This is a genomic window from Pantoea sp. BAV 3049 (assembly GCF_009765445.1).
GTDB lineage: Bacteria > Pseudomonadota > Gammaproteobacteria > Enterobacterales > Enterobacteriaceae > Erwinia.
In genome coordinates this window covers 3,473,550-3,494,471 of the sequence record NZ_WHOY01000031.1, presented here as the reverse complement: position 1 = coordinate 3,494,471, position 20,922 = coordinate 3,473,550, and the positions used below count along the sequence as shown (strand labels likewise).

The following is a 20,922-nucleotide window of genomic DNA, read 5'->3' as shown; positions in this document are numbered from 1 at the left end:
CCGGGGTTGCGGCTTATGAGGAAATGTCAATATGTGCGGTATTGTCGGGATCGCCGGTTTTTCACCGGTCAACCAGTCGATTTATGACGCGTTAACGGTGCTCCAGCACCGTGGGCAGGATGCCGCAGGCATCGTTACCATTGATGCATTGAATTGCTTCCGTTTGCGTAAAGCCAACGGCCTGGTCAGCGATGTATTTGAAGCCCGCCATATGCAACGTCTGCAGGGCAATATGGGGATCGGCCACGTCCGCTACCCCACGGCAGGAAGCTCCAGTGCTTCTGAAGCCCAGCCCTTTTATGTGAATTCCCCTTACGGTATCACTCTGGCTCATAACGGTAACCTGACCAATGCCCACGAGCTACGTAAAGCGCTGTTCGAAACCGGTCGTCGTCACGTTAACACCACTTCCGACTCTGAAATTCTGCTCAATATCTTCGCGTCCGAAGTGGACCGTTTCCAGCACTATCCGCTGGAAGCCGAGAACATTTTTGCCGCTGTGGCAGCGGTGCACCAGCACGTGCGTGGCGCTTACGCCTGCGTGGCGATGATTATCGGCCACGGGCTGGTTGCCTTCCGCGATCCTAACGGCATCCGCCCGCTGGTGATCGGCAAACGTTCCCTGGCTGACGGCCGCACCGAATATATGGTGGCTTCCGAGAGCGTGGCGCTGGATACGCTTGGTTTTGAATTCCTGCGTGATGTCGCACCGGGCGAAGCAGTTTACGTCACCGAGAAAGGTCAGCTGTTTACCCGTCAGTGTGCAGAGAACCCGAAATTCAACCCGTGCCTGTTCGAGTACGTCTATTTTGCCCGCCCGGATTCATTCCTGGACAAAATTTCCGTCTACAGTGCGCGAGTGCGTATGGGCACCAAGCTGGGTGAGAAAATCGCCCGTGAGTGGGAAGATCTGGATATCGATGTAGTGATCCCAATCCCGGAAACTTCCTGTGATATCGCGCTGGAAATGGCCCGCATTCTGGACAAGCCATACCGCCAGGGGTTTGTAAAAAACCGCTACGTTGGCCGCACCTTTATCATGCCTGGACAGCACCAGCGCCGCAGCGCGGTTCGCCGCAAGCTGAACGCTAACCGCGCCGAGTTCCGTGACAAGAACGTGCTGCTGGTCGATGACTCCATCGTTCGCGGGACCACCTGCGAGCAGATCATCGAAATGGCCCGTGAAGCCGGGGCGAAGAAAGTGTATCTGGCCTCTGCGGCTCCGGAAATTCGCTTCCCGAACGTCTATGGCATTGATATGCCAAGCGCCACCGAGCTGATTGCTCACGGCCGTGAAGTGGAAGAGATCCGCCAGCTGATTGGTGCCGACGCGCTGATTTTCCAGGATCTCAACGACCTGATCGAAGCGGTACGCGAAGAGAACCCGGATATCGCCCAGTTTGAATGCTCGGTGTTTAATGGCGTTTACGTCACCAAAGACGTCGATCAGCAATATCTGGAGTACCTCCAGTCGCTGCGTAATGACGATGCCAAAGCGCTGGCCCGGCAGAATGAAGTGGAAAACCTGGAAATGCATAACGAAGGCTAATGCCCTGAGGTGTGACAGCAGGTATGATGGGCTGGAAGCGATTCCAGCCTATTTTTATTTCTGCCAGGGCAGGACAGAAACAGCGAAGGAGTATTATGAAACGACTCATTATCGGTATCTCAGGCGCCAGCGGCGTGATTTATGGCGTGCGCGCTCTGCAGGTTCTGCAGCAGGTAAGCGGGGTGGAAACCCATCTGGTGATGAGTCAGGCCGCGCGTCAGACGCTGGCGCTGGAGAGCGACTACACGGTGCGGGAAGTGAATGCGCTGGCCGATGTGGTCCATGACGTGCGCGATATAGCGGCCAGTATATCCTCCGGCTCTTTCAAAACGGATGGCATGGCAATCCTGCCCTGTTCAATGAAAACCCTTTCCGGCATTGTGCACAGCTACAGCGACGGGCTGCTGACCCGCGCGGCAGATGTGATCCTGAAAGAGCGCCGCAGGCTGGTGCTGTGCGTGCGTGAAACTCCCCTCCATGTTGGGCATCTGCGGATGATGACCACCGCCGCAGAGCTTGGCGCCATCATCATGCCGCCGGTTCCGGCCTTTTATCATCGCCCGCAAAACGTGATGGACATAGTCGATCAGACCGTTAATCGCGTCCTCGATCAGTTTGATGTTGAACTCGACAAAGATCTGTTTACGCGCTGGCAAGGTGCATAACCCTCCCTCAGTAGCACCAAAATGGTGCGTCAATTGGTGCTGAATCGCTTTTCGTGCATGCCATGCACCAAAATGCGACATTGTTACCAATTTGTTACTTCAAACCTGCTATATATTCCCACGCCTGCCAGGTATTTGCGCCCGGTAAAGGCGGACAGGCCCGTTAGCGCTGCGATGGGGCAGGCAGATGTAAAAGTGGCACGAAATCTGCACATGACATTTGCTGTTACTGCGCTAAACACACATCACGACTGAATAATAAAAGACCAAACTCGAGGGTAATCTATGAAAAAGCAGGTCCTGGCTCTTTCTCTGCTGCTGGCTTTGACCAGCGCCGGTAGCGCGTTTGCCGCCGTGCCAAAAACGCTGCGTATCGGTACCGATCCGACCTATGCCCCGTTTGAATCGAAGAATGCTCAGGGGCAGCTGGTTGGCTTTGATATCGACCTGGCGAACGAGATCTGTAAGCGTATCGAGACCAAATGCACCTATGTGGAAAGCGACTTTGATGCGTTGATCCCTTCCCTGAAAGCGAAAAAAATCGACGCGATCATCTCTTCGTTGTCGATCACTGAAAAGCGCCAGGAAGAGATCGCCTTCTCTGAGAAACTGTACGCGGCTAACTCCCGTCTGATTGCGCCGAAAGGATCAAAAATTCAGCCGACGGTGGAATCGCTGAAAGGCAAAACCATCGGTCTGCTGCAGGGTACCGTGCAGGAAACCTACGCCAATCAGTACTGGCGTCCACAGGGCATCACTATCACCCCCTATGCTAACCAGGACCTGGTGTATCAGGATCTGGCCGCGGGCCGTATTGACGCGGCATTCCAGGACGAAGTCGCCGCCAGCGAAGGTTTCCTGAAGCAGCCAGCCGGTAAAGAGTACGCCTTCGCTGGTCCGTCAGTGAAAGATGACAAAATCTTCGGTGTTGGTACCGGTATGGGCATGCGTAAAGATGATGCTGACCTGAAAGCAGCTATCGATAAAGCGTTCGATTCCATGCGTAAAGATGGGACTTACAACAAGTTAGCGAAAAAATATTTCGACTTTGACGTGTACGGCGGTTAACAATACCTGTCATGGGGGCCAGCCAGTCTGCAGACGGCGGCCCCCGTTTTGTACGCTACAGGCGGATAAAACACCAAGTTAATACCAGGACAGGAACTACCTATGCTGTATGGATATTCGGAAGTAATTTTTAAAGGCGCGATGGTGACTCTGGAGCTGGCACTCAGCTCCGTGCTGCTGGCCGTGATCCTTGGTTTAATTGGCGCCGGGGCCAAACTTTCCAGCAATCGCACGCTGGCACTGATTTTTGAAGGTTATACCACCCTGATCCGCGGCGTACCCGATCTGGTACTGATGCTGCTGATTTTCTACGGGTTGCAGATCGCCCTGAATCAGATTACTGATATGCTCGGCTTCGATCAGTTTGATATTGATCCGATGGTCGCGGGCATCATCACGCTCGGTTTTATTTATGGTGCTTACTTCACTGAAACCTTCCGCGGGGCTTATATGGCCGTGCCAAAAGGGCAGATTGAAGCCGCCACCGCCTTCGGCTTCTCCTCCTCACAGACTTTTCGCCGGATCCTGTTCCCGGGCATGATGCGTTATGCGCTGCCGGGCATTGGCAATAACTGGCAGGTGATCCTGAAAGCCACCGCGTTGGTTTCGCTGCTGGGACTGGAAGATGTGGTGAAAGCAACGCAGCTGGCGGGAAAAAGTACCTGGCAGCCGTTCTACTTCGCCATTGTGGCCGGGGTGATTTACCTGATTTTTACCACGCTCTCCAACGGGGTGCTGTGGTGGTTAACGCGCCGTTACTCTGTGGGTGTAAGAAGAGCTGACTTATGATCGATATTATTCAGGAATACTGGAAAGCCCTGCTGTGGACCGACGGTTACCGCTTTTCCGGCGTGGCGATCACGCTGTGGCTGCTGATCGTCTCCGTTGTGCTGGGTGGCTGCATGGCGGTGCTGCTGTCCATTGCGCGCGTCTCATCGATCAAAGCCGTGAGTTTCCCGGTGTGGCTGTTCACTTATGTCTTTCGCGGTACGCCACTGTATGTGCAGCTGTTAGTGTTTTATTCCGGCATGTACACGCTGGAAGTGGTGAAAGGCAACGAGTTGCTGAATGTCTTTTTCCGCAGCGGGCTAAACTGTACGCTGCTGGCATTAACGCTTAACACCTGCGCCTATACCACAGAAATGTTCGCGGGTGCGATCCGTGCGGTTCCCCATGGTGAGATTGAAGCCGCTCGCGCCTATGGTTTCTCCACCTTTAAACTGTACCGCTGCATCATTATGCCTTCGGCACTGCGCACCGCGCTGCCAGCTTACAGCAATGAAGTGATCCTGATGCTGCATTCCACCGCACTGGCCTTTACCGCGACGGTGCCGGATCTGCTGAAAGTCGCGCGTGATATTAACTCCGCCACTTATCAGCCGTTTACCGCTTTTGGCATCGCGGCCGTGCTGTATCTGATTATCTCGTATGTGTTGATTAGTCTGTTCCGCAAAGCGGAAAAACGCTGGCTGAAGCACGTTAAACCTTCATCAACCCATTGAGCAAAATTATGGCTGAAAACAAATTAAGCGTCACCGAACTGCATAAACGCTATGGCGAGCATGAGGTGCTGAAGGGCGTATCACTGCAGGCGAATGCCGGGGATGTGATCAGCATTATCGGCTCATCCGGTTCAGGTAAAAGTACTTTCCTGCGCTGTATTAACTTCCTGGAAAAACCGAGCGAAGGCACCATCGCCGTCAACAACCAGATGATCAACCTGGTGCGCGATACCGACGGCCAGCTGAAGGTCTCCAATAAGGAGCAGCTGCGTGCGCTGCGCACCAGCCTGACGATGGTGTTCCAGCACTTCAATCTGTGGAGCCATATGACGGTGCTGCAGAACGTGATGGAAGCGCCAATTCAGGTGCTGGGCCTGAGCAAGGCGGAAGCGCAGGAGCGGGCAATCCGCTATCTGGATAAGGTGGGGATTGATGAACGTGCCCGCGCTAAATATCCGGTGAACCTGTCAGGCGGACAGCAGCAGCGTGTTTCCATCGCGCGTGCGCTGGCAATGGAGCCTGAAGTGCTGCTGTTTGATGAACCGACCTCCGCTCTCGATCCGGAACTGGTGGGTGAGGTGCTGAGGATCATGCAGAAGCTGGCTGAAGAGGGCAAAACCATGGTGGTGGTGACCCACGAAATGGAGTTTGCCCGCCACGTGTCCAGCCATGTGATCTTCCTGCATCAGGGCAAAATTGAAGAAGAGGGGTCGCCGCAGGAGTTGTTTACTAATCCGAAAAGCACCCGTCTGCAGCAGTTCCTCTCCGGGGCGCTAAAGTAATCCCGCCTTCACCAGGAGACGAGCCATTCGTCTCCTGGCTGCTTCAGGATCAGTAGAGAGATTTTTTGCATTGCTCAATCATTGCAGTTATTGAAGCGAATGCGTCAGGGTCGTTGCGAACGTAATAAAAATTAACGCTGGTTTGATCTTTACCAAAAGCCTGATCATCAATTGATGCGATATGTTCGCCATCTTTTCTGAATAAATTAAACCGCTTATCTCCATTCGAGAAAGGGTCATCTTCCCTTAATGATAAATTCCTGTTCAATGCTGCGCTGTCCAGGCAGTTTTCGACCTGGCGGGGATGCCCGTTAAAATAAGCTGTTTTCAGTTCCGGATGCAGTATGACCTGATCAAGATCGACACATCCGGTAAGAATGAAAAGTAGGGCCAGGATACTGACTTTTTTCATGATTAAGCCTTGCTGATAGCTGATTTGAAACTCTCATGCTGCCAGAGCTTACATCACATCTTCCAGCGCTTCATCCAGCTGATACCAGCGGAAGGTAAATCCTGACTCCTCCAGCCGCTTGGGCAGCACATGCTGACCGCCGAGCACCAGTACCGACGATTCGCCCATCATCAGTTTGATGGCGCTGGCGGGCGTGCGCATAAAGGCCGGACGGTGCAGGGCATGCCCCAGCGTGGCGGCAAACTGTTCATTGCGCACGGCATACGGTGCCACCATATTGAATGGGCCGCGCAGGTTTTTGTTGTCCAGCAGCCAGAGAATGGCGTTGAGCATATCGTCCAGATGGATCCAGGGCATGTACTGTTTGCCGTTGCCTAAGGGACCGCCGATGCCAAGCTTAAAGGGCAGCTTCATTTTGCTCAATGCACCGCCTTCCTTTGCCAGCACAACGCCGGTTCGCAGCAGGCAAACCCGCGTTCTTTCACTTTCTGCTGCCAGCGCTAACGCTTCCCAATGGGCGCAGAGCGTATGGGTGAACTCTTCATGCCCCGGATCGTCCTCGGTTAATACCAGGTCCCCGGTATCACCGTAATAGCCCGTGGCCGAACCAGAGATGAAAACGGCCGGAGGTGACGTGCTGCCATTGATCAGCGCCGCCAGCCGCTCGGTGATCTGCCAGCGGCTCTCACAGAGCTGTTGTTTCTGGTGCTCTGTCCAGCGTTTGTCGGCAATCGGTTCACCTGCCAGATTGATCACTGCATCGATCCCGTCCAGATCTCGCTGCTGGTCGAGTCCTGACCACAGGTTGACCGTGTCGCCGAGTTTTTTTCGTGCGCTGGCCACGTCGCGGGTGACCACGCTGACCTGGAAGCCGCGCTGTAGCAGGCGGGGAATAAGGTGACTGCCAATCAGGCCGGTTCCGCCCGTGAGTAAAATGTGCATGTTGTCTGTCCTTAAGAGATGAAGTAAAAAAGCCAACAGCCCGCTATTCAGCTTAGAAGATGTTCGCAGGAAAGGCTGTGAAGTGCATCGATTCACCCTGCAGTGAAGCCAGAGATGCCAGATTCAGGCCGTTGCCCGGAAGGCTGTTCTGTATTGTCTGCCGGGTGCTTCAGAGAGATTGCCTTCCGGCCAAAAAGTGGGTAAACAGGATGCAGACACCGCCTTGTGAGGAACACAGGATGAACTATCCCAACGTTACGCTCTGGTCAGATGCCTGTTTTTTCAGTCCGTATGTGATGTCCGTTTTTGTTGCCCTGAGTGAAAAGGGGGTGCCTTTTTCCTTGCAGCATATTGACCTGTCCAGTCAGGAGAATCTGGCGCAGCCGTACAGTCAGATTTCACTGACCCGCCGCGTGCCCACTCTGCAGGTTGATGATTTCCTGTTATCAGAATCCTCCGCGATAGAAGAGTATCTGGAGGAGCGTTTTCCCGCGCCGGAATTCGAGCGGCTCTATCCCCGGGATCTGAAAAAAAGGGCTAAAGCGCGTGAGATACAGGCCTGGCTGCGCAGCGATTTTCTGCCAATCCGTGAGGAGCGCCCGACGGAAGTGCTGTTCGCTGGAGACACTTTTGGCCCGCTTAGTGAGGCGGCGCAGCACTCTGCGGCTAAACTTATTGCTGCCGTTGAGCGCCTGCTGTCTGCAGGCCAGCAGAACCTGTTTGGAGAGTGGTCCATTGCGGATACCGACCTGGCAGTGATGATCAACCGGCTGGTGCTGCATGGCGATGCGGTGCCGGAAAGCGTGGCGGACTATGCTCATTTCCAGTGGCAGCGCGCTTCGGTTCAGCTGTGGCTGTCAGAATCCTCCAGGAGACCTTGTGAATGACACCGTGGGATTATAATTTTTTAACGGCCCGTGGCACACTGTGCGGGCAAGGGTAAACGAGCGCTGAGGCGCCAGAACAGATAAGGGTTACGGATGGTGGAGCAAGACAGCGGCACGGAGTGGGTGGATATCGTTAGCGAAGATAACGAGGTTATTGCACAGTCCAGCCGTGCGCAAATGCGGGCACAATGTTTGCGCCATCGCGCGACCTACATCGTGGTTCACGATGGCATGGGTAAAATTCTGGTCCAGCGCCGCACTGAAATAAAAGACTTTATGCCGGGCATGCTGGATGCCACTGCCGGTGGCGTGGTGCAGAGCGGCGAGGAACTGCTGGAATCTGCGCGCCGTGAAGCGGAAGAAGAGCTGGGCATTGCTGATGTGCCGTTCGCGGAGCACGGCGTGTTCTACTTTGAAGATCAACACTGCCGCGTCTGGGGTGGATTGTTCAGTTGCGTCTCGCACGGGCCGTTTGCCATGCAGGAAGAAGAAGTGGATGAAGTGTTCTGGATGACGCCGGAAGAGATCACCGCACGCTGTGATGAGTTCACCGATGACTCGCTGAAGGCACTCTCCCTGTGGCTCAGCCGTAATAACGAGCAGGGCCGCTCAGCGGCTGTTTCTCAGGCATAAATAACCGGCTGAGAAGGCTTCTTCGCGCACTTAGCTGGTACAGATTGAAAGAGCCTCGTGTAATATAGCCTGGTCAGCGCTGGTAGTTCACTGAACTGGCCCGGTGATGGCGTTGAGGTATTCTACTTAAAATAAAAAAGGCCGCATAAGCGGCCTTTTCTGTTACTGACAGCGGGCTGTTTTACTGACCTTCAGCCTGTTTAGACTGAATAGCCGTCAGGGCGATGGTGTAAACGATATCGTCAACCAGCGCTCCGCGTGACAGGTCGTTGACCGGCTTGCGCATACCCTGCAGCATCGGCCCGATGGAGATCAGGTCGGCTGAACGCTGCACCGCTTTGTAGGTGGTATTACCGGTGTTCAGATCCGGGAAAATGAACACGGTGGCACGACCGGCAACCGGCGAATTCGGCGCTTTGGATTTGGCTACGTCTGCCATGATTGCTGCGTCGTACTGCAGAGGACCGTCAATCACCAGGTCAGGACGTTTTTCCTGCGCGATGCGGGTGGCTTCACGCACTTTTTCCACGTCGCTACCCGCGCCGGAGTTACCGGTAGAGTAGGAGATCATCGCCACGCGCGGCTCGATGCCGAAGGCAGTGGCGGAATCTGCGGACTGGATAGCGATTTCGGCCAGCTGTTCCGGGTTTGGATCCGGGTTGATCGCACAGTCACCGTATACCAGCACCTGCTCTGGCAGCAGCATGAAGAACACGGAAGAGACCAGCGAGCTGTTTGGTGCCGTTTTGATCAGCTGCAGCGGTGGACGGATGGTGTTAGCCGTGGTGTGCACCGCGCCGGAAACCAGACCGTCCACTTCACCGCGCTCCAGCATCATAGTGCCGAGCATCACGTTATCTTCCAGCTGCTCCTGCGCGACCACTTCAGTCATGCCTTTGCTCTTACGCAGCTCGACCAGGCGGGCCACGTAGTTTTCACGCACCACTTCAGGATCGACAATCTCAATCCCTTTGCCCAGCTCAACGCCCTGAACGGCGGCGACACGCTGGATTTCGTCAGGGTTACCCAACAGGATACAGGTGGCGATACCGCGCTCGGCACAGATGGCGGCGGCTTTCACCGTGCGTGGCTCGTCGCCTTCCGGCAGAACGATACGTTTACCTGCCTGGCGGGCCAGTTCGGTCAGTTGATAGCGGAAGGCTGGTGGTGACAGGCGGCGGCTGCGCTCGGAGGCAGCAGTCAGCGACTCGATCCACTCGGAATCGATATGGCTGGCAACGTACTCCTGCACCCGCTCGATACGCTGGGTATCGTCGCTCGGCACTTCCAGGTTGAAGCTCTGCAGGCTCAGGGAGGTTTGCCAGGTGTTGGTTTTCACCATAAAGACCGGCAGGCCGGTGGCGAAGGCGCGTTCGCACAGCTTGCGAATTGGCTCATCAATTTTGTAGCCACCGGTCAGCAGGATCGCACCAATTTCCACACCGTTCATCGCCGCCAGACAGGCCGCAACCAGCACGTCTGGACGGTCAGCCGAGGTCACCAGCAGCGAGCCAGGACGGAAGTGTTCCAGCATATGTGGCAGGCTGCGGGCGCAGAAGGTGACTGACTTCACGCGGCGGGTCGCGATATCGCCTTCGTTGATCACTTCTGCATTCAGGTGGTGGCACATATCAATGGCGCGGGTGGCGATCAGCTCGAAGCTCCACGGCACGCAGCCCAGTACCGGCAACGGGCTGTTAGCAAACAGCTGCTTCGGATCGATATTTGCCACGCTGGCTTTGGTGGAGTCATCGAAGATTTCTGACAAATCCGGACGGGTGCGGCCCTGATCGTCAACCGGGGCGTTCAGCTTGTTAATGATCACGCCGGTGATGTTTTTATTTTTGCTGCCGCCGAAGCTGCTTTGAGTCAGCTCGATGCGCTCTTTCAGCTGCGCCGGGGAATCATTACCCAGCGACATCACGAAGACGATTTCCGCGTTCAGCGTTTTGGCAATTTCGTAGTTCAGCGCGGAGGCAAACTGGTGTTTACGGGTCGGGACTAAGCCTTCAACCAGCACCACTTCAGCGTCTTTAGTATTCTCATGGTAACGCGCGATGATCTCCTCCATCAGCACGTCCTGCTGGTTAGAGCCCAGCAGCGACTCAACCCGGCTCATCTGCAACGGTTCAGCGGCAGGAATCGAGGAGTTCTTCCGGATGATATTGGTGGTCTGGTCAGGCGTATCGCCACCGGTACGCGGCTGGGCGATGGGTTTGAACACGCTCAGACGTACGCCTTTGCGTTCCATGGCGCGAATAACGCCGAGGCTGATGCTGGTAAGACCGACGCTGGTGCCGGTCGGGATAAGCATAATAGTACGGGACACGGTAAACCTCTCAGGTCATAACCTTCAATCGGTTATCTGTTTTGGTGTCGGAAAACAACACCGCCAGCTGGGCTGGCGGTGTTCATTACTTAAGCAGTCAGACGGCTGGCGTCCTGGGCGATAACCAATTCTTCGTTGGTTGGGATCACCAGGGCCGGTCGGGTGCCTTCTTTATTGATAAAGCCGGATTTGCCGAAGCGGGCGGCCAGGTTGCGCTCGTGGTCCACTTCAAAGCCCAGCAGGGCCAGTTTATCCAGGGTCAGCTCACGCACCATGGCTGCGTTCTCACCGATACCGCCAGTGAAGATCACGCCATCCAGACGGCCGTCCATCAGCGCAGTGTAAGAACCGATGTATTTCGCCAGGCGGTGGCAGAACACATCCATCGCACGCTTCGCATCCTCTTTGGTGGTGTAGTTATCTTCCACATAACGGCAATCGCTGGTCACGCCAGTCAGGCCCAACAGGCCGGACTCTTTGGTCAGCATTTTGTTAATGGCATCAACGCTCATTCCCAGCGTGTCATGGAGGAAGAAAATGATCGCCGGGTCGATATCACCGGAACGGGTACCCATCACCAGGCCTTCAAGCGGGGTCAGACCCATGGAAGTATCCACGCACTCGCCGTTACGGATTGCGGAAACGGAACCGCCGTTGCCAAGGTGGCAGGTGATGATATTCAGCTGATCCAGCGGCTTGTTCATGATTCTGGCCGCTTCGTGAGTCACGTAATAGTGGCTGGTGCCGTGTGCGCCATAGCGGCGAACGCCGTGATCTTTGTAAAGATGGTATGGCAGAGCGTAAAGATAGGACTCTTCAGGCATAGTCTGATGGAAAGCGGTGTCAAAAACAGCGACATTCTTGTCAGAAAGATGCGGGAAATTCTTCATCGCTTCGTCAATCCCGATCAGGTGAGCCGGGTTATGCAGAGGAGCGAAGGAAGAAGCGTCTTTGATTCCCTGAATGATCTCCTGGTTGATAACGACTGACTTAGTCAGCTTCTCACCACCGTGAACAATACGATGACCTATTGCAGTGATTTGTGCAGACAGTTCAGGTTTTTGTGCCAGGATAGACTTAACGATGAAGTTAAGTGCTTCGCTGTGGGCTGCGCCAGCACCCAGTGCTGCTTCCTGCTTAGCGCCATCAAGTTTCCATTTGATCCGTGCCTCAGGCAGGTGGAAACATTCGGCTAAACCGGAAAGGAATTCTTCACCGTTTGCCGGATCGATAATGGCAAATTTCAGGGAGGAACTGCCGCAGTTTAAAACCAAAACTAACTTACTCGACATGGAAGGTCCTATTGGTTAAAAGTGGTGAAAAAAAACTCAATCAGACTATCAGCGTAGCGCATGAAAGCTGGTACATTAATGATGAATATCATGCTGTCGGTAAATTTTGTCCGAAAGCAAAAAAATCTCATAAAAATGCTGTGATTTTTTGAATTCTGCCGTGTTGCCGGAGCACACTCCATCAGACTGGCAGCATGGTCATAACGCCCAGACAACAATCGCGCACAGGATAACCAGTGTGCCCCTTAAAGACAAAATATTTTGAAAGATGTAAGGTAAAGTTGTTGAGTTACGTTTTTAGTTTAATTTTTATCTTCGAAGTTGAGGTCAGCCATGGCTAATGAATCCGGCACTGTCGGTTGGTTTAAACTGTTCCAGCACGGACAGCATTATATGAAGACATGGCCTGTCGATAAGCGCCTCGCCCCAATGTTTCCGGAAAATCGGGTCAGCAAAGCCACCCGATTTGCCATTCGCTTTATGCCGCCGCTGGCCGTATTTGCCATGAGCTGGCAAATCGCGCTGGGCGGGCAGCTGGGTCCGGCCGTGGCCACCGCGCTGTTTGCCTGCAGCCTGCCGATGCAGGGATTGTGGTGGTTAGGCAAGCGTTCGGTCACCCCTTTGCCACCTGCGCTGCTGAGCTGGTTCCATGACGTGCGCGAAAAGCTTCTGGCTGCCGGCCAGGCGCTGGCCCCGGTGGAAGGTAAGCCGACCTATCAGTCGCTGGCTGATGTGCTGAAACGGGCCTTTAAACAGTTGGATAAAACCTTCCTCGACGATCTGTAATCAATCCGGGGGCTTACTGTTTACAGGTGAAAACCCGGTCTAAATCAAAGAAGCGTTTGTTTGCTGTGCCGCGTTAATGCTGGTTATGCGATCCTTGCGTCATCCCCCTAACTTTTATCTTGTCCTTATGACACAGGAGCGAATGATGGAAATGACCAACGCCCAACGGCTGATCCTCTCCAACCAGTATAAAATGATGAGCATGCTCGATCCGGATAACGCCGAACGCTATCGTCGCCAGCAAACCATCATTGAACGGGGTTATGGCCTGCAGATGCGCGAGCTGGACCGTGAGTTTGGCCAGCTAACTGAGGCGGTCTGCCGCACTATTATCGACATCATGGAGCTGCATCACGCGCTGCACGTGTCCTGGACAAATCTGAAAGAGCCCTCCGCCATTGAAGAACGCCGACTGGCCTTCCTGGGCTTTGATGCCGCGACGGAAGCCCGCTATCTGGGATACGTGCGGTTTATGGTCAATGTGGAAGGACGCTACACCCATTTCGACTCCGGGACTCATGGCTTTAACGCGCAGACGCCGATGTGGGAAAAATATCAACGCATGCTGACCGTGTGGCACACTTGCCCAAGACAGTATCATTTAAGTGCGAACGAGATCGCGCAAATTATCAACGCCTGAGAAGGAAAGCGCAGTGAAGTGTAAAGGTTTTCTGTTTGATCTGGATGGCACGCTGGTGGATTCATTACCGGTGGTCGAACGCGCCTGGGTTAACTGGGCTAAGCGGCATGATATCGCCGCTGATGAAGTGCTTAACTTCATTCACGGCAAGCAGGCTATTACCTCACTGCGACACTTTATGGCCGGTGCTTCGGAAGAAGCTATCCAGCAGGAATTCTTCGCGCTGGAAAGAATCGAAGCAGAAGATACCGATGGGATTGTTGCCCTGCCTGGTGCGTTACAGCTGCTTTACACGCTGAACGAGCTGGATATTCCCTGGGCCATCGTCACTTCCGGTTCAGTGCCGGTTGCTTCGGCCCGCCGCAGGGCTGCCGGACTGCCTGAGCCTGAAGAGTTCGTTACCGCTGAGCGCGTGCAAAACGGCAAGCCTGCACCAGATGCTTACCTGCTTGGTGCGCAACTGCTGGAGCTGGAGCCGGAAGAGTGTGTGGTGGTGGAAGATGCAGCGGCCGGGATCCTTTCAGGCCTGGCAGCAGGCTGTCACGTGATAGCCGTCAACGCGCCCGCAGGTTCGCCGCGTCTGGAGGAGGTGGATATGCTGCTCAACTCGCTGGAAGAGCTGGTGATCCATAAAAATCCTGACGGCATGATTGATGTTCATCGAAAGCACTAAGATATGATTTAGCCCCGCATCAGCGGGGTTTGTTTTATGGCATTCTCTGTGACATTTCCTCCTAGTACAGAGATCAATTGTGAACAAAGAACTGGTCTGGGTTATCAGCCTGTTAGTTATTGCCATTCTGCTTTTTATCAGCGGCAAACTGCGTATGGACGTAGTGGCGCTGCTGGTTATTGTCGCGTTTGTCCTCAGTGGTACGCTGACCCTGCAGGAAGCCACCATGGGCTTCAGCGACCCGAATGTCATCCTGATTGCCGCTCTGTTCGTGATAGGCGAGGGGCTGGTGCGCACCGGCGTGGCGCTGAAGATGGGCGAGTGGCTGATCAAAATGGCTGGCAGCAGCGAAACCAAAATGCTGGTGCTGCTGATGGTCACCGTTGCCGGACTGGGGGCGTTTATGAGCTCCACCGGGGTGGTGGCGATCTTCATTCCGGTGGTGATTGGCGTGGCCACCAAAATGAAAACTTCACCCGGACGGCTGATGATGCCGCTCAGCTTTGCAGGATTAATCAGTGGCATGATGACGCTGGTCGCCACCCCGCCAAACCTGGTGGTGAATAGCGAACTGTTGCGCGAAGGGCTGCAGGGTTTTGGTTTTTTCGACGTGACGCCCGTCGGGCTGGTGGCGCTGGTGCTGGGGATCGGTTATATGTTGGTGGCCCGTTTCTGGCTGGTGACGCCGGACAACCAGGACGTGGCAAAAAAGCGCGTAAGAAGAACGTTTCGCGATCTGATCCGTGACTATAAGCTGAGTGGCAGGGCACGCAGGTTAGCGGTGCGTCCGGGGTCGCCTTTGATCGGCCGGCCGTTGGATGACCTCCAGCTGCGTCAGCGCTTCGGTATTAACGTGGTGGGGCTGGAACGCTGGCGTAAGTTTCGTCGGGTGATGGTTCCGGTAACCGGCACGACCGAGTTTTACTCCCGCGACGTCCTGTTGATTGACATGTCTGCGGCAGGGATCGACCTGCGTGAGTTCTGTAGTGAAAACCTTCTGGAGCCGATGATCCTGCGCGGCGAATATTTCTCCGACCGTGCACAGGACGTGGGCATGGCCGAGGTGCTGGTTATCCCTGATTCGGCGCTGCAGGGTAAAACCCTGCGGGAAATCGCCTTTCGCTCGCGCTTTGGCGTCAGCGTGATTGGCGTACGTCGCCGTGGCCAAGTGATGGAAGGGGCGCTTAACGATCTGGCGCTGGAGCTGGGCGACTGCCTGCTGGCGATTGGCGACTGGAAAAAAATCACTCAGTTGCAGCAGCAGAAGCGAGATTTGATTGTTCTGAACATTCCCGCCGAGGTGGATGACGTTGCTCCTGCCAACAGTCAGGCACCCCATGCTATCTTCTGTCTGGCGCTGATGGTGGCGATGATGCTGACCAACGAAATCCCCAATCCGATTGCCGCGGTGATCGCCTGTCTGCTGATGGGTAAGTTTCGCTGTATCGATATGGATAGCGCCTACAAGGCTATCCACTGGCCGAGCATTATTCTGATTGTCGGCATGATGCCTTTTGCGCTGGCGTTGCAGAAAACGGGAGGAGTAAAGCTGATTGTGGACGGGCTGATGGATCTGGCGGGAGGGCGAAGCCCGCATGTGATGCTGCTTTGCCTGTTTGTGTTGTGCGCCACAATCGGCCTGTTTATTTCCAACACTGCCACGGCGGTACTGATGGCACCGATTGGCGTAGCCGCCGCTCAGCAGATGGGCGTCTCTCCCTATCCGTTCACCCTGATTATCGCGGTGGCGGCTTCAGCAGCCTTTATGACGCCGGTCTCTTCGCCAGTGAACACGTTGGTGCTGGGACCGGGGGGCTATCGCTTCAGCGATTTTGTGAAGATTGGCGTACCGTTCACTCTGCTGATTATGGTGGTCAGCGTACTGCTGGTGCCGGTGCTGTTCCCGTTTTAAACGTTACAGTGATTCCTGGCTGATCTCATCCAGCGACAGGTTGAAGCTGGGGACAAACACCTCGACGAAGTAGTCCATCTCCGGGCTGTGGCGTGCGCTGAGGGTTTTCTCCAGCCTGGCTTTAGCCAGCTGAAACTCGTGGTTTCCCGCAGAAAGCTCTTCAAGACACTTCAGATAGGCACACAGCGCATCAGCCTGTTTAACGATAGCCATCTCATCTTCACTGCGCTGGTGCTCGTCCAGCAGCGGGCGGTAAGCGTTGCGCAGCTCTTCCGGCAGCATCTCGATCAGCTTCAGCTGGGCAATCTTCTCTATTTTCTTATATTCATGGGCGATCTGCGCGTTGTAATACTTTACCGGAGTAGGCAGATCACCGGTCAGTACCTCGCTGGCGTCGTGATACATCGCCATCAGCGCGATTCGTTCGGCGTTAAGATTGCCGTTGAATTTCTGATTTTTAATCACTGCCAGCGCATGCGCGACCATCGCAACCTGCAAACTGTGTTCAGAGACGTTCTCGGTGCGTACATTGCGCATCAGCGGCCAGCGGTTGATCAGCTTCAGACGGGAAAGATGGGCGAAAAAATGGCTCTGATTCATGAGATGTGGTTTTCCTGTGGCAGGGAGAGCGGAGCCAGAATTCAGCTCCGGTCACCCAGTATAACCTTATCACCCTGCAAGATGCAGTACTGACGATTGCCCCGCTTACCGGGAGGCAGGGCGGTTACTGACGATAGCTTTCAAGGAAGCGGCCGAATTTGTTAATCGCCATTTCGAGATCATTAACATGCGGCAGAGTCACAATGCGTACATGGTCAGGATAAGGCCAGTTAAAGGCGCTGCCCTGAACCAGCAGGACTTTCTCCTGCAGCAGAAAATCCAGCACCATTTTCTGATCGTCATGCAGGTTAAACTTTTTGGCATCGATTTTCGGGAACATATACAGCGCGCCGTCCGGTTTCACGCAGCTGACGCCAGGGATGTCGTTGATCAGCTCCCAGGCACGCTGGCGCTGTTCATACAGCCTGCCACCCGGCACGATAAATTCGCTGATACTCTGGTAGCCGCCCAGTGCAGTCTGAATGGCATGCTGTGCCGGAACGTTGGCACACAGGCGCATTGAGGCCAGCATCTCCAGTCCTTCGATATACCCTTTGGCATGTTTTTTCGGCCCGTTAAGCACCATCCAGCCCTGACGGAATCCGGCTACGCGGTAGGTTTTAGACAGACCGTTAAAGGTGATTGTCAGCAGGTCCGGAGCCAGTGTGGCAATCGAGTGATGCTGAGCCGCGTCGTACAGGATTTTGTCGTAAATTTCATCGGCAAAGATGATCAAGTTATGCTGACGCGCCAGCTCAACCACTTCCAGCAACAGCTCTTTGCTGTAGACTGCGCCGGTTGGGTTGTTAGGGTTGATGATCACAATACCGCGGGTACGTGGCGTGATTTTGCTACGGATATCATCGAGGTCCGGGAACCAGCCAGCCGACTCATCGCACAGATAATGCACGGCTTTGCCGCTGGAAAGCGACACTGCCGCAGTCCACAGTGGGTAATCCGGGGCGGGGACCAGCATCTCGTCGCCGCTGTTCAGCAATGCCTGCATTGACTGAACAATCAGCTCGGAAACACCGTTGCCGATATAGACATCTTCCACGGTCATGTCGCGCATTCCGCGAGCCTGATAGTGCTGAACGATGGCTTTACGGGCAGAGTAGAGCCCCTTTGAATCACAATAGCCCTGTGCACCCGGCAGGTTGCGGATCACATCAACAAGGATTTCATCGGGCGCTTCAAAACCAAACGGGGCAGGGTTGCCAATATTCAGCTTGAGGACTTTATTACCTTCTTCTTCCAGTCGCTTTGCTTCTTTTAACACCGGACCGCGGATGTCATAACAAACGTTATCCAGTTTGCTGGATTTATCAATTGGGGTCATTTTTTCATCCTTTGACTGAGCGCACCCGCCGTGGAAAATTGAACTCGCACAATGTACTCCTCCTGAAAGCGCTTTTGAAGTGGTGGCAGGGGGTTTAGCGCGATCCGCAGGCTTAGTCTGCTACTTATGACGCCATTTGGTAAAATCTGATGGACTGATGAGAGACGTGATTGTCAAATAGTGCTTAATTGAGTGGTCAAAAACTGCACTTGCTGGCAATATGCAGTTCTGAGTGGAAGGGCATAAAAATATGAACGGCTCCGCCTTCTCTGTGGTCTGAGTGACACTGAATGATAAATTTTCGTGCTGACAGCGTGGTGATACGGCATTCGGTCTATAAAATCTTACTTTACTGATAAGAATAATCGGATTTAGGCTTAAAAAGTAATCGACAGTATGTCAGGATAATATTCCGGGTACTTTGCACCGGGTGTGCAGGTTTCTCAGGCAAAATTTTCTCCATTTTTTTGCCGGGAATGTTAAGGTTAATTAATTATTATTCCGCTGTGATTACAGCGTTCTGGTCGTTCAATTTCTTATGGTTGTTTTACACTGACAGCACCGCGGGCCGGCATTTATTACCGGACTGCGGAGTTAATTGACCATTTCAACGCCACTTTCTGCAACTTATGGGTTAGTGCTGCGCGCATTAGTGATGTATCAGACGTAAGAACCTGTTGGCGGCTCACCTGCGAGTAAAACCGCAGAAATTATGGTCGCTGGGGTTGTAAGGTCTGCGAAGTAGAGTGATGCAGCAGGGACATGAATCCCGCGTATCACGACATTATTATCGCTATATCTCTGATATAGCTGGTAATAACACCAGGGTAGCTGTTATTAAAAATCTTATAAAGTGAAGAAAACATGACTAGTGCAAATCGTCCAATCCTGAATCTAGACCTCGATCTGCTGAGAACCTTCGTCGCTGTTGCTGACCTGAATACCTTCGCGGCAGCCGCGGCGGCAGTCTGCCGTACGCAGTCTGCGGTCAGCCAGCAAATGCAGCGTCTGGAGCAGCTGGTAGGCAAAGAGCTGTTCGCCCGTCACGGCCGTAACAAGCTGCTGACTGAACACGGCATTCAGCTGCTGGGTTACGCCAGAAAGATCCTGCGTTTCAATGACGAAGCCTGTACGTCCCTGATGTACAGCAATATCCAGGGCGTCCTGACCATCGGTGCGTCTGACGATACTTCAGATACCATTCTGCCGTTCCTGCTGAACCGTGTGACCTCGGTCTATCCAAAGTTGGCTATAGATGTGCGCGTGAAGCGTAATCCGTTCATGATGGAAATGTTAAATCAGGGCGAAGTTGACCTGGTGGTAACAACTTCCAGCCCAATGAACTTTACCTGGCAGGTTTTACGCACATCTCCAACGCTGTGGTACTGCGCTGCGGACTATATTTTCCAGCGCGGGGAAGCTATTCCTCTGGTGTTGCTGGATGAGCCAAGCCCGTACCGTGACATGGCCATTGACCACCTCAATGAGGCGGGTATTCCATGGCGTATTTCGTATGTTGCTTCCACGCTGGCAGCCGTACGTGCCGCGGTGAAAGCAGGCCTGGGTGTGACCGCCCGTCCGGTAGAAATGATGAGCCCGGAGCTGCGCGTCATGGGCGCAGCAGAAGGCTTGCCGGTTCTGCCTGATACGGAATACCTTCTGTGCCGCAATCCGGAAAGCGACAATGAGCTGGCGCTGGCCATCTTTAATGCCATGGAGTCGAGTAATGACCCCTACAACCTGACGGTTAACGCTCAGGATGGCGCCTCCTTCTCGGATGAAGATGAGTGATTATCTGTTGAAAACTATTTGGACTGGTTGTTATATTTCAACAAGTAATGAATGAATAGTTTCTGATAAAAAGCCTTTCAACGTTTTCTGCGTTGAGAGGCTTTTTTATTAAGCAACAGAGGCCATTTTCTGCGCCAGATTTTCCTCTTTTATATTCCCATTGTGATAAAAATCACCACCTGCTCTCAACGGGCAACTTTACCGTGTTTATCGTCCCGCCCTTACGCACGTTGAATTGATTTTGCTCAACCCTTGCTGCTCATTTTTGTCTCATAAAAGACAAAAGTGTGTTCTGGATCAAAAAAATAACCCTGATAAGGGGCAGGAAAAGGGGCCGAATCCTGCGAGAATAGACATTGTTAAAACCGCGATCCATACAGGGAAATACCCGCTACACTTTATTCACAGGGTGAAACTGACTCGATTTAGCTCACTTTCTGCGCATCATATGTTAAATAAATGCTGCGGGTGTAAATTAATGTGTGGATAATTTTGTCAAAGTTGACAAAAGGTTATTGAAAGGAGTAAAAAACCCCATAAAATTGCTGCTTAATCAATAAAGACAGCAAAATTTATAAGGTTTTTTTATTTTTCCCTTGAATCGTGTGGTGGGTAACCTGCCAGCTATCAGAGCAGGACGCCAGGCACCACGTTTTGAATTAAGCAGAGTGTATGTCAACAACTACTGAAGTCGTCGCTCATCACTGGGCGTTTGCCGTATTTCTGATCGTCGCCATGGGTCTGTGCTGTGCAATGTTGGCCGGAGCGTGGTTTTTGGGCGGTAAAGCCCGCGGACGTTATACAAATACACCTTTTGAATCGGGTGCCGCTCCTGTCGGGACCGCCAAGCTACGCATGTCTGCGAAGTTTTACCTGGTCGCAATGTTCTTCGTCATCTTCGACGTGGAAGCCCTCTACTTATACGCATGGTCGACCGCAATCCGTGAAAGCGGATGGATCGGCTTTGTCGAAGCCACAATCTTCATTTTGGTACTGCTTGCTGGTCTGGTTTATCTGGTGCGTATCCGCGCTCTGGATTGGGCACCTGCGCCTCGTCGCATTGTGGTCAAGCCAACCACCATTTCGCATTCCAAACGTCATACGCAGTAACAGCGAGGCA

The 20,922-nt window shown here is 53.7% G+C and carries 20 protein-coding genes; 14 read left to right on the top strand and 6 right to left on the bottom strand.

Annotation, left to right across the window (positions count from 1 at the left end):
* The first annotated feature begins 31 nt into the window (after positions 1-31).
* The 6 genes from purF (at position 32) to hisP (ending at position 5,566) form a co-directional block, all read left to right on the top strand.
* Positions 32-1,549, top strand: coding sequence for an amidophosphoribosyltransferase (gene purF, locus GSQ70_RS17235; protein WP_158783686.1), 1,518 nt, complete (start codon positions 32-34; stop codon positions 1,547-1,549).
* 95 nt (positions 1,550-1,644) lie between these two features.
* Positions 1,645-2,214, top strand: coding sequence for a UbiX family flavin prenyltransferase (locus tag GSQ70_RS17230; protein ID WP_158783685.1), 570 nt, complete (start codon positions 1,645-1,647; stop codon positions 2,212-2,214).
* 285 nt (positions 2,215-2,499) lie between these two features.
* Positions 2,500-3,282 (top strand): lysine/arginine/ornithine ABC transporter substrate-binding protein ArgT, encoded by a 783-nt coding sequence (gene argT / locus GSQ70_RS17225; protein ID WP_158783684.1) that lies wholly within the window; start codon positions 2,500-2,502, stop codon positions 3,280-3,282.
* 102 nt (positions 3,283-3,384) lie between these two features.
* Positions 3,385-4,071, top strand: coding sequence for a histidine ABC transporter permease HisQ (locus tag GSQ70_RS17220; RefSeq protein WP_158783683.1), 687 nt, complete (start codon positions 3,385-3,387; stop codon positions 4,069-4,071).
* On the top strand, positions 4,068-4,784 hold the full coding sequence (locus tag GSQ70_RS17215) for an ABC transporter permease (protein ID WP_158783682.1): 717 nt from the start codon (positions 4,068-4,070) through the stop codon (positions 4,782-4,784). Before GSQ70_RS17220 ends, GSQ70_RS17215 begins: the two co-directional genes overlap by 4 nt.
* An 8-nt stretch (positions 4,785-4,792) precedes the next feature.
* A complete protein-coding gene (gene hisP / locus GSQ70_RS17210; RefSeq protein ID WP_158783681.1) occupies positions 4,793-5,566 on the top strand; it encodes a histidine ABC transporter ATP-binding protein HisP in 774 nt (257 codons plus the stop codon).
* Positions 5,567-5,615: 49 nt separating this feature from the next.
* On the opposite strand, the gene GSQ70_RS17205 is transcribed toward hisP, so the two are convergent.
* Both GSQ70_RS17205 and GSQ70_RS17200 read right to left on the bottom strand, forming a co-directional pair.
* The gene (locus GSQ70_RS17205) at positions 5,616-5,978 is read right to left on the bottom strand and encodes a hypothetical protein (protein ID WP_158783680.1); all 363 of its coding nucleotides are present in this window, start codon (positions 5,976-5,978) and stop codon (positions 5,616-5,618) included.
* Positions 5,979-6,026: 48 nt separating this feature from the next.
* Complete coding sequence (locus GSQ70_RS17200) at positions 6,027-6,920, bottom strand: TIGR01777 family oxidoreductase (protein ID WP_158783679.1); 894 nt, start codon at positions 6,918-6,920, stop codon at positions 6,027-6,029.
* 239 nt (positions 6,921-7,159) lie between these two features.
* Here GSQ70_RS17200 and yfcF point away from each other — a divergent pair, with 239 nt between their 5' ends.
* Positions 7,160-7,807: a glutathione transferase gene (gene yfcF, locus GSQ70_RS17195; RefSeq protein ID WP_158783678.1), complete on the top strand. Its 648-nt coding sequence runs from the start codon at positions 7,160-7,162 to the stop codon at positions 7,805-7,807.
* A gap of 93 nt (positions 7,808-7,900) precedes the next feature.
* Complete coding sequence (gene yfcD, locus GSQ70_RS17190) at positions 7,901-8,440, top strand: NUDIX hydrolase YfcD (protein ID WP_158783677.1); 540 nt, start codon at positions 7,901-7,903, stop codon at positions 8,438-8,440.
* A gap of 181 nt (positions 8,441-8,621) precedes the next feature.
* Here the strand turns inward: yfcD and pta are convergent, their stop codons facing one another.
* Complete coding sequence (gene pta / locus GSQ70_RS17185; protein ID WP_158783676.1) at positions 8,622-10,769, bottom strand: phosphate acetyltransferase; 2,148 nt, start codon at positions 10,767-10,769, stop codon at positions 8,622-8,624.
* 89 nt (positions 10,770-10,858) lie between these two features.
* On the bottom strand, positions 10,859-12,061 hold the full coding sequence (ackA, locus tag GSQ70_RS17180) for an acetate kinase (protein ID WP_158783675.1): 1,203 nt from the start codon (positions 12,059-12,061) through the stop codon (positions 10,859-10,861).
* Positions 12,062-12,394: 333 nt separating this feature from the next.
* Here ackA and yfbV point away from each other — a divergent pair, with 333 nt between their 5' ends.
* From yfbV to GSQ70_RS17160, 4 genes are all read left to right on the top strand, one after another.
* Complete coding sequence (gene yfbV, locus GSQ70_RS17175) at positions 12,395-12,847, top strand: terminus macrodomain insulation protein YfbV (RefSeq protein WP_158783674.1); 453 nt, start codon at positions 12,395-12,397, stop codon at positions 12,845-12,847.
* A 145-nt stretch (positions 12,848-12,992) separates the two neighbouring features.
* On the top strand, positions 12,993-13,487 hold the full coding sequence (locus GSQ70_RS17170) for a YfbU family protein (protein ID WP_158785349.1): 495 nt from the start codon (positions 12,993-12,995) through the stop codon (positions 13,485-13,487).
* Between the two features lie 13 nt (positions 13,488-13,500).
* A complete protein-coding gene (locus GSQ70_RS17165; RefSeq protein WP_158783673.1) occupies positions 13,501-14,160 on the top strand; it encodes a sugar phosphatase in 660 nt (219 codons plus the stop codon).
* Between the two features lie 79 nt (positions 14,161-14,239).
* Positions 14,240-16,072, top strand: coding sequence for an SLC13 family permease (locus GSQ70_RS17160; protein ID WP_158783672.1), 1,833 nt, complete (start codon positions 14,240-14,242; stop codon positions 16,070-16,072).
* A 3-nt stretch (positions 16,073-16,075) separates the two neighbouring features.
* Here the strand turns inward: GSQ70_RS17160 and yfbR are convergent, their stop codons facing one another.
* A complete protein-coding gene (gene yfbR / locus GSQ70_RS17155) occupies positions 16,076-16,672 on the bottom strand; it encodes a 5'-deoxynucleotidase (RefSeq protein WP_158783671.1) in 597 nt (198 codons plus the stop codon).
* A gap of 124 nt (positions 16,673-16,796) precedes the next feature.
* Complete coding sequence (locus GSQ70_RS17150; protein ID WP_158783670.1) at positions 16,797-18,011, bottom strand: pyridoxal phosphate-dependent aminotransferase; 1,215 nt, start codon at positions 18,009-18,011, stop codon at positions 16,797-16,799.
* A gap of 864 nt (positions 18,012-18,875) precedes the next feature.
* Here GSQ70_RS17150 and lrhA point away from each other — a divergent pair.
* Together lrhA and GSQ70_RS17140 are read left to right on the top strand one after the other, a co-directional pair.
* Positions 18,876-19,802, top strand: coding sequence for a transcriptional regulator LrhA (lrhA, locus tag GSQ70_RS17145; RefSeq protein WP_158783669.1), 927 nt, complete (start codon positions 18,876-18,878; stop codon positions 19,800-19,802).
* Between the two features lie 672 nt (positions 19,803-20,474).
* Positions 20,475-20,912 carry an NADH-quinone oxidoreductase subunit A gene (locus GSQ70_RS17140; RefSeq protein WP_158783668.1) on the top strand — a complete coding sequence of 146 codons (438 nt, stop codon included), beginning with the start codon at positions 20,475-20,477 and terminating at the stop codon, positions 20,910-20,912.
* The last annotated feature ends 10 nt before the right edge of the window (positions 20,913-20,922 follow it).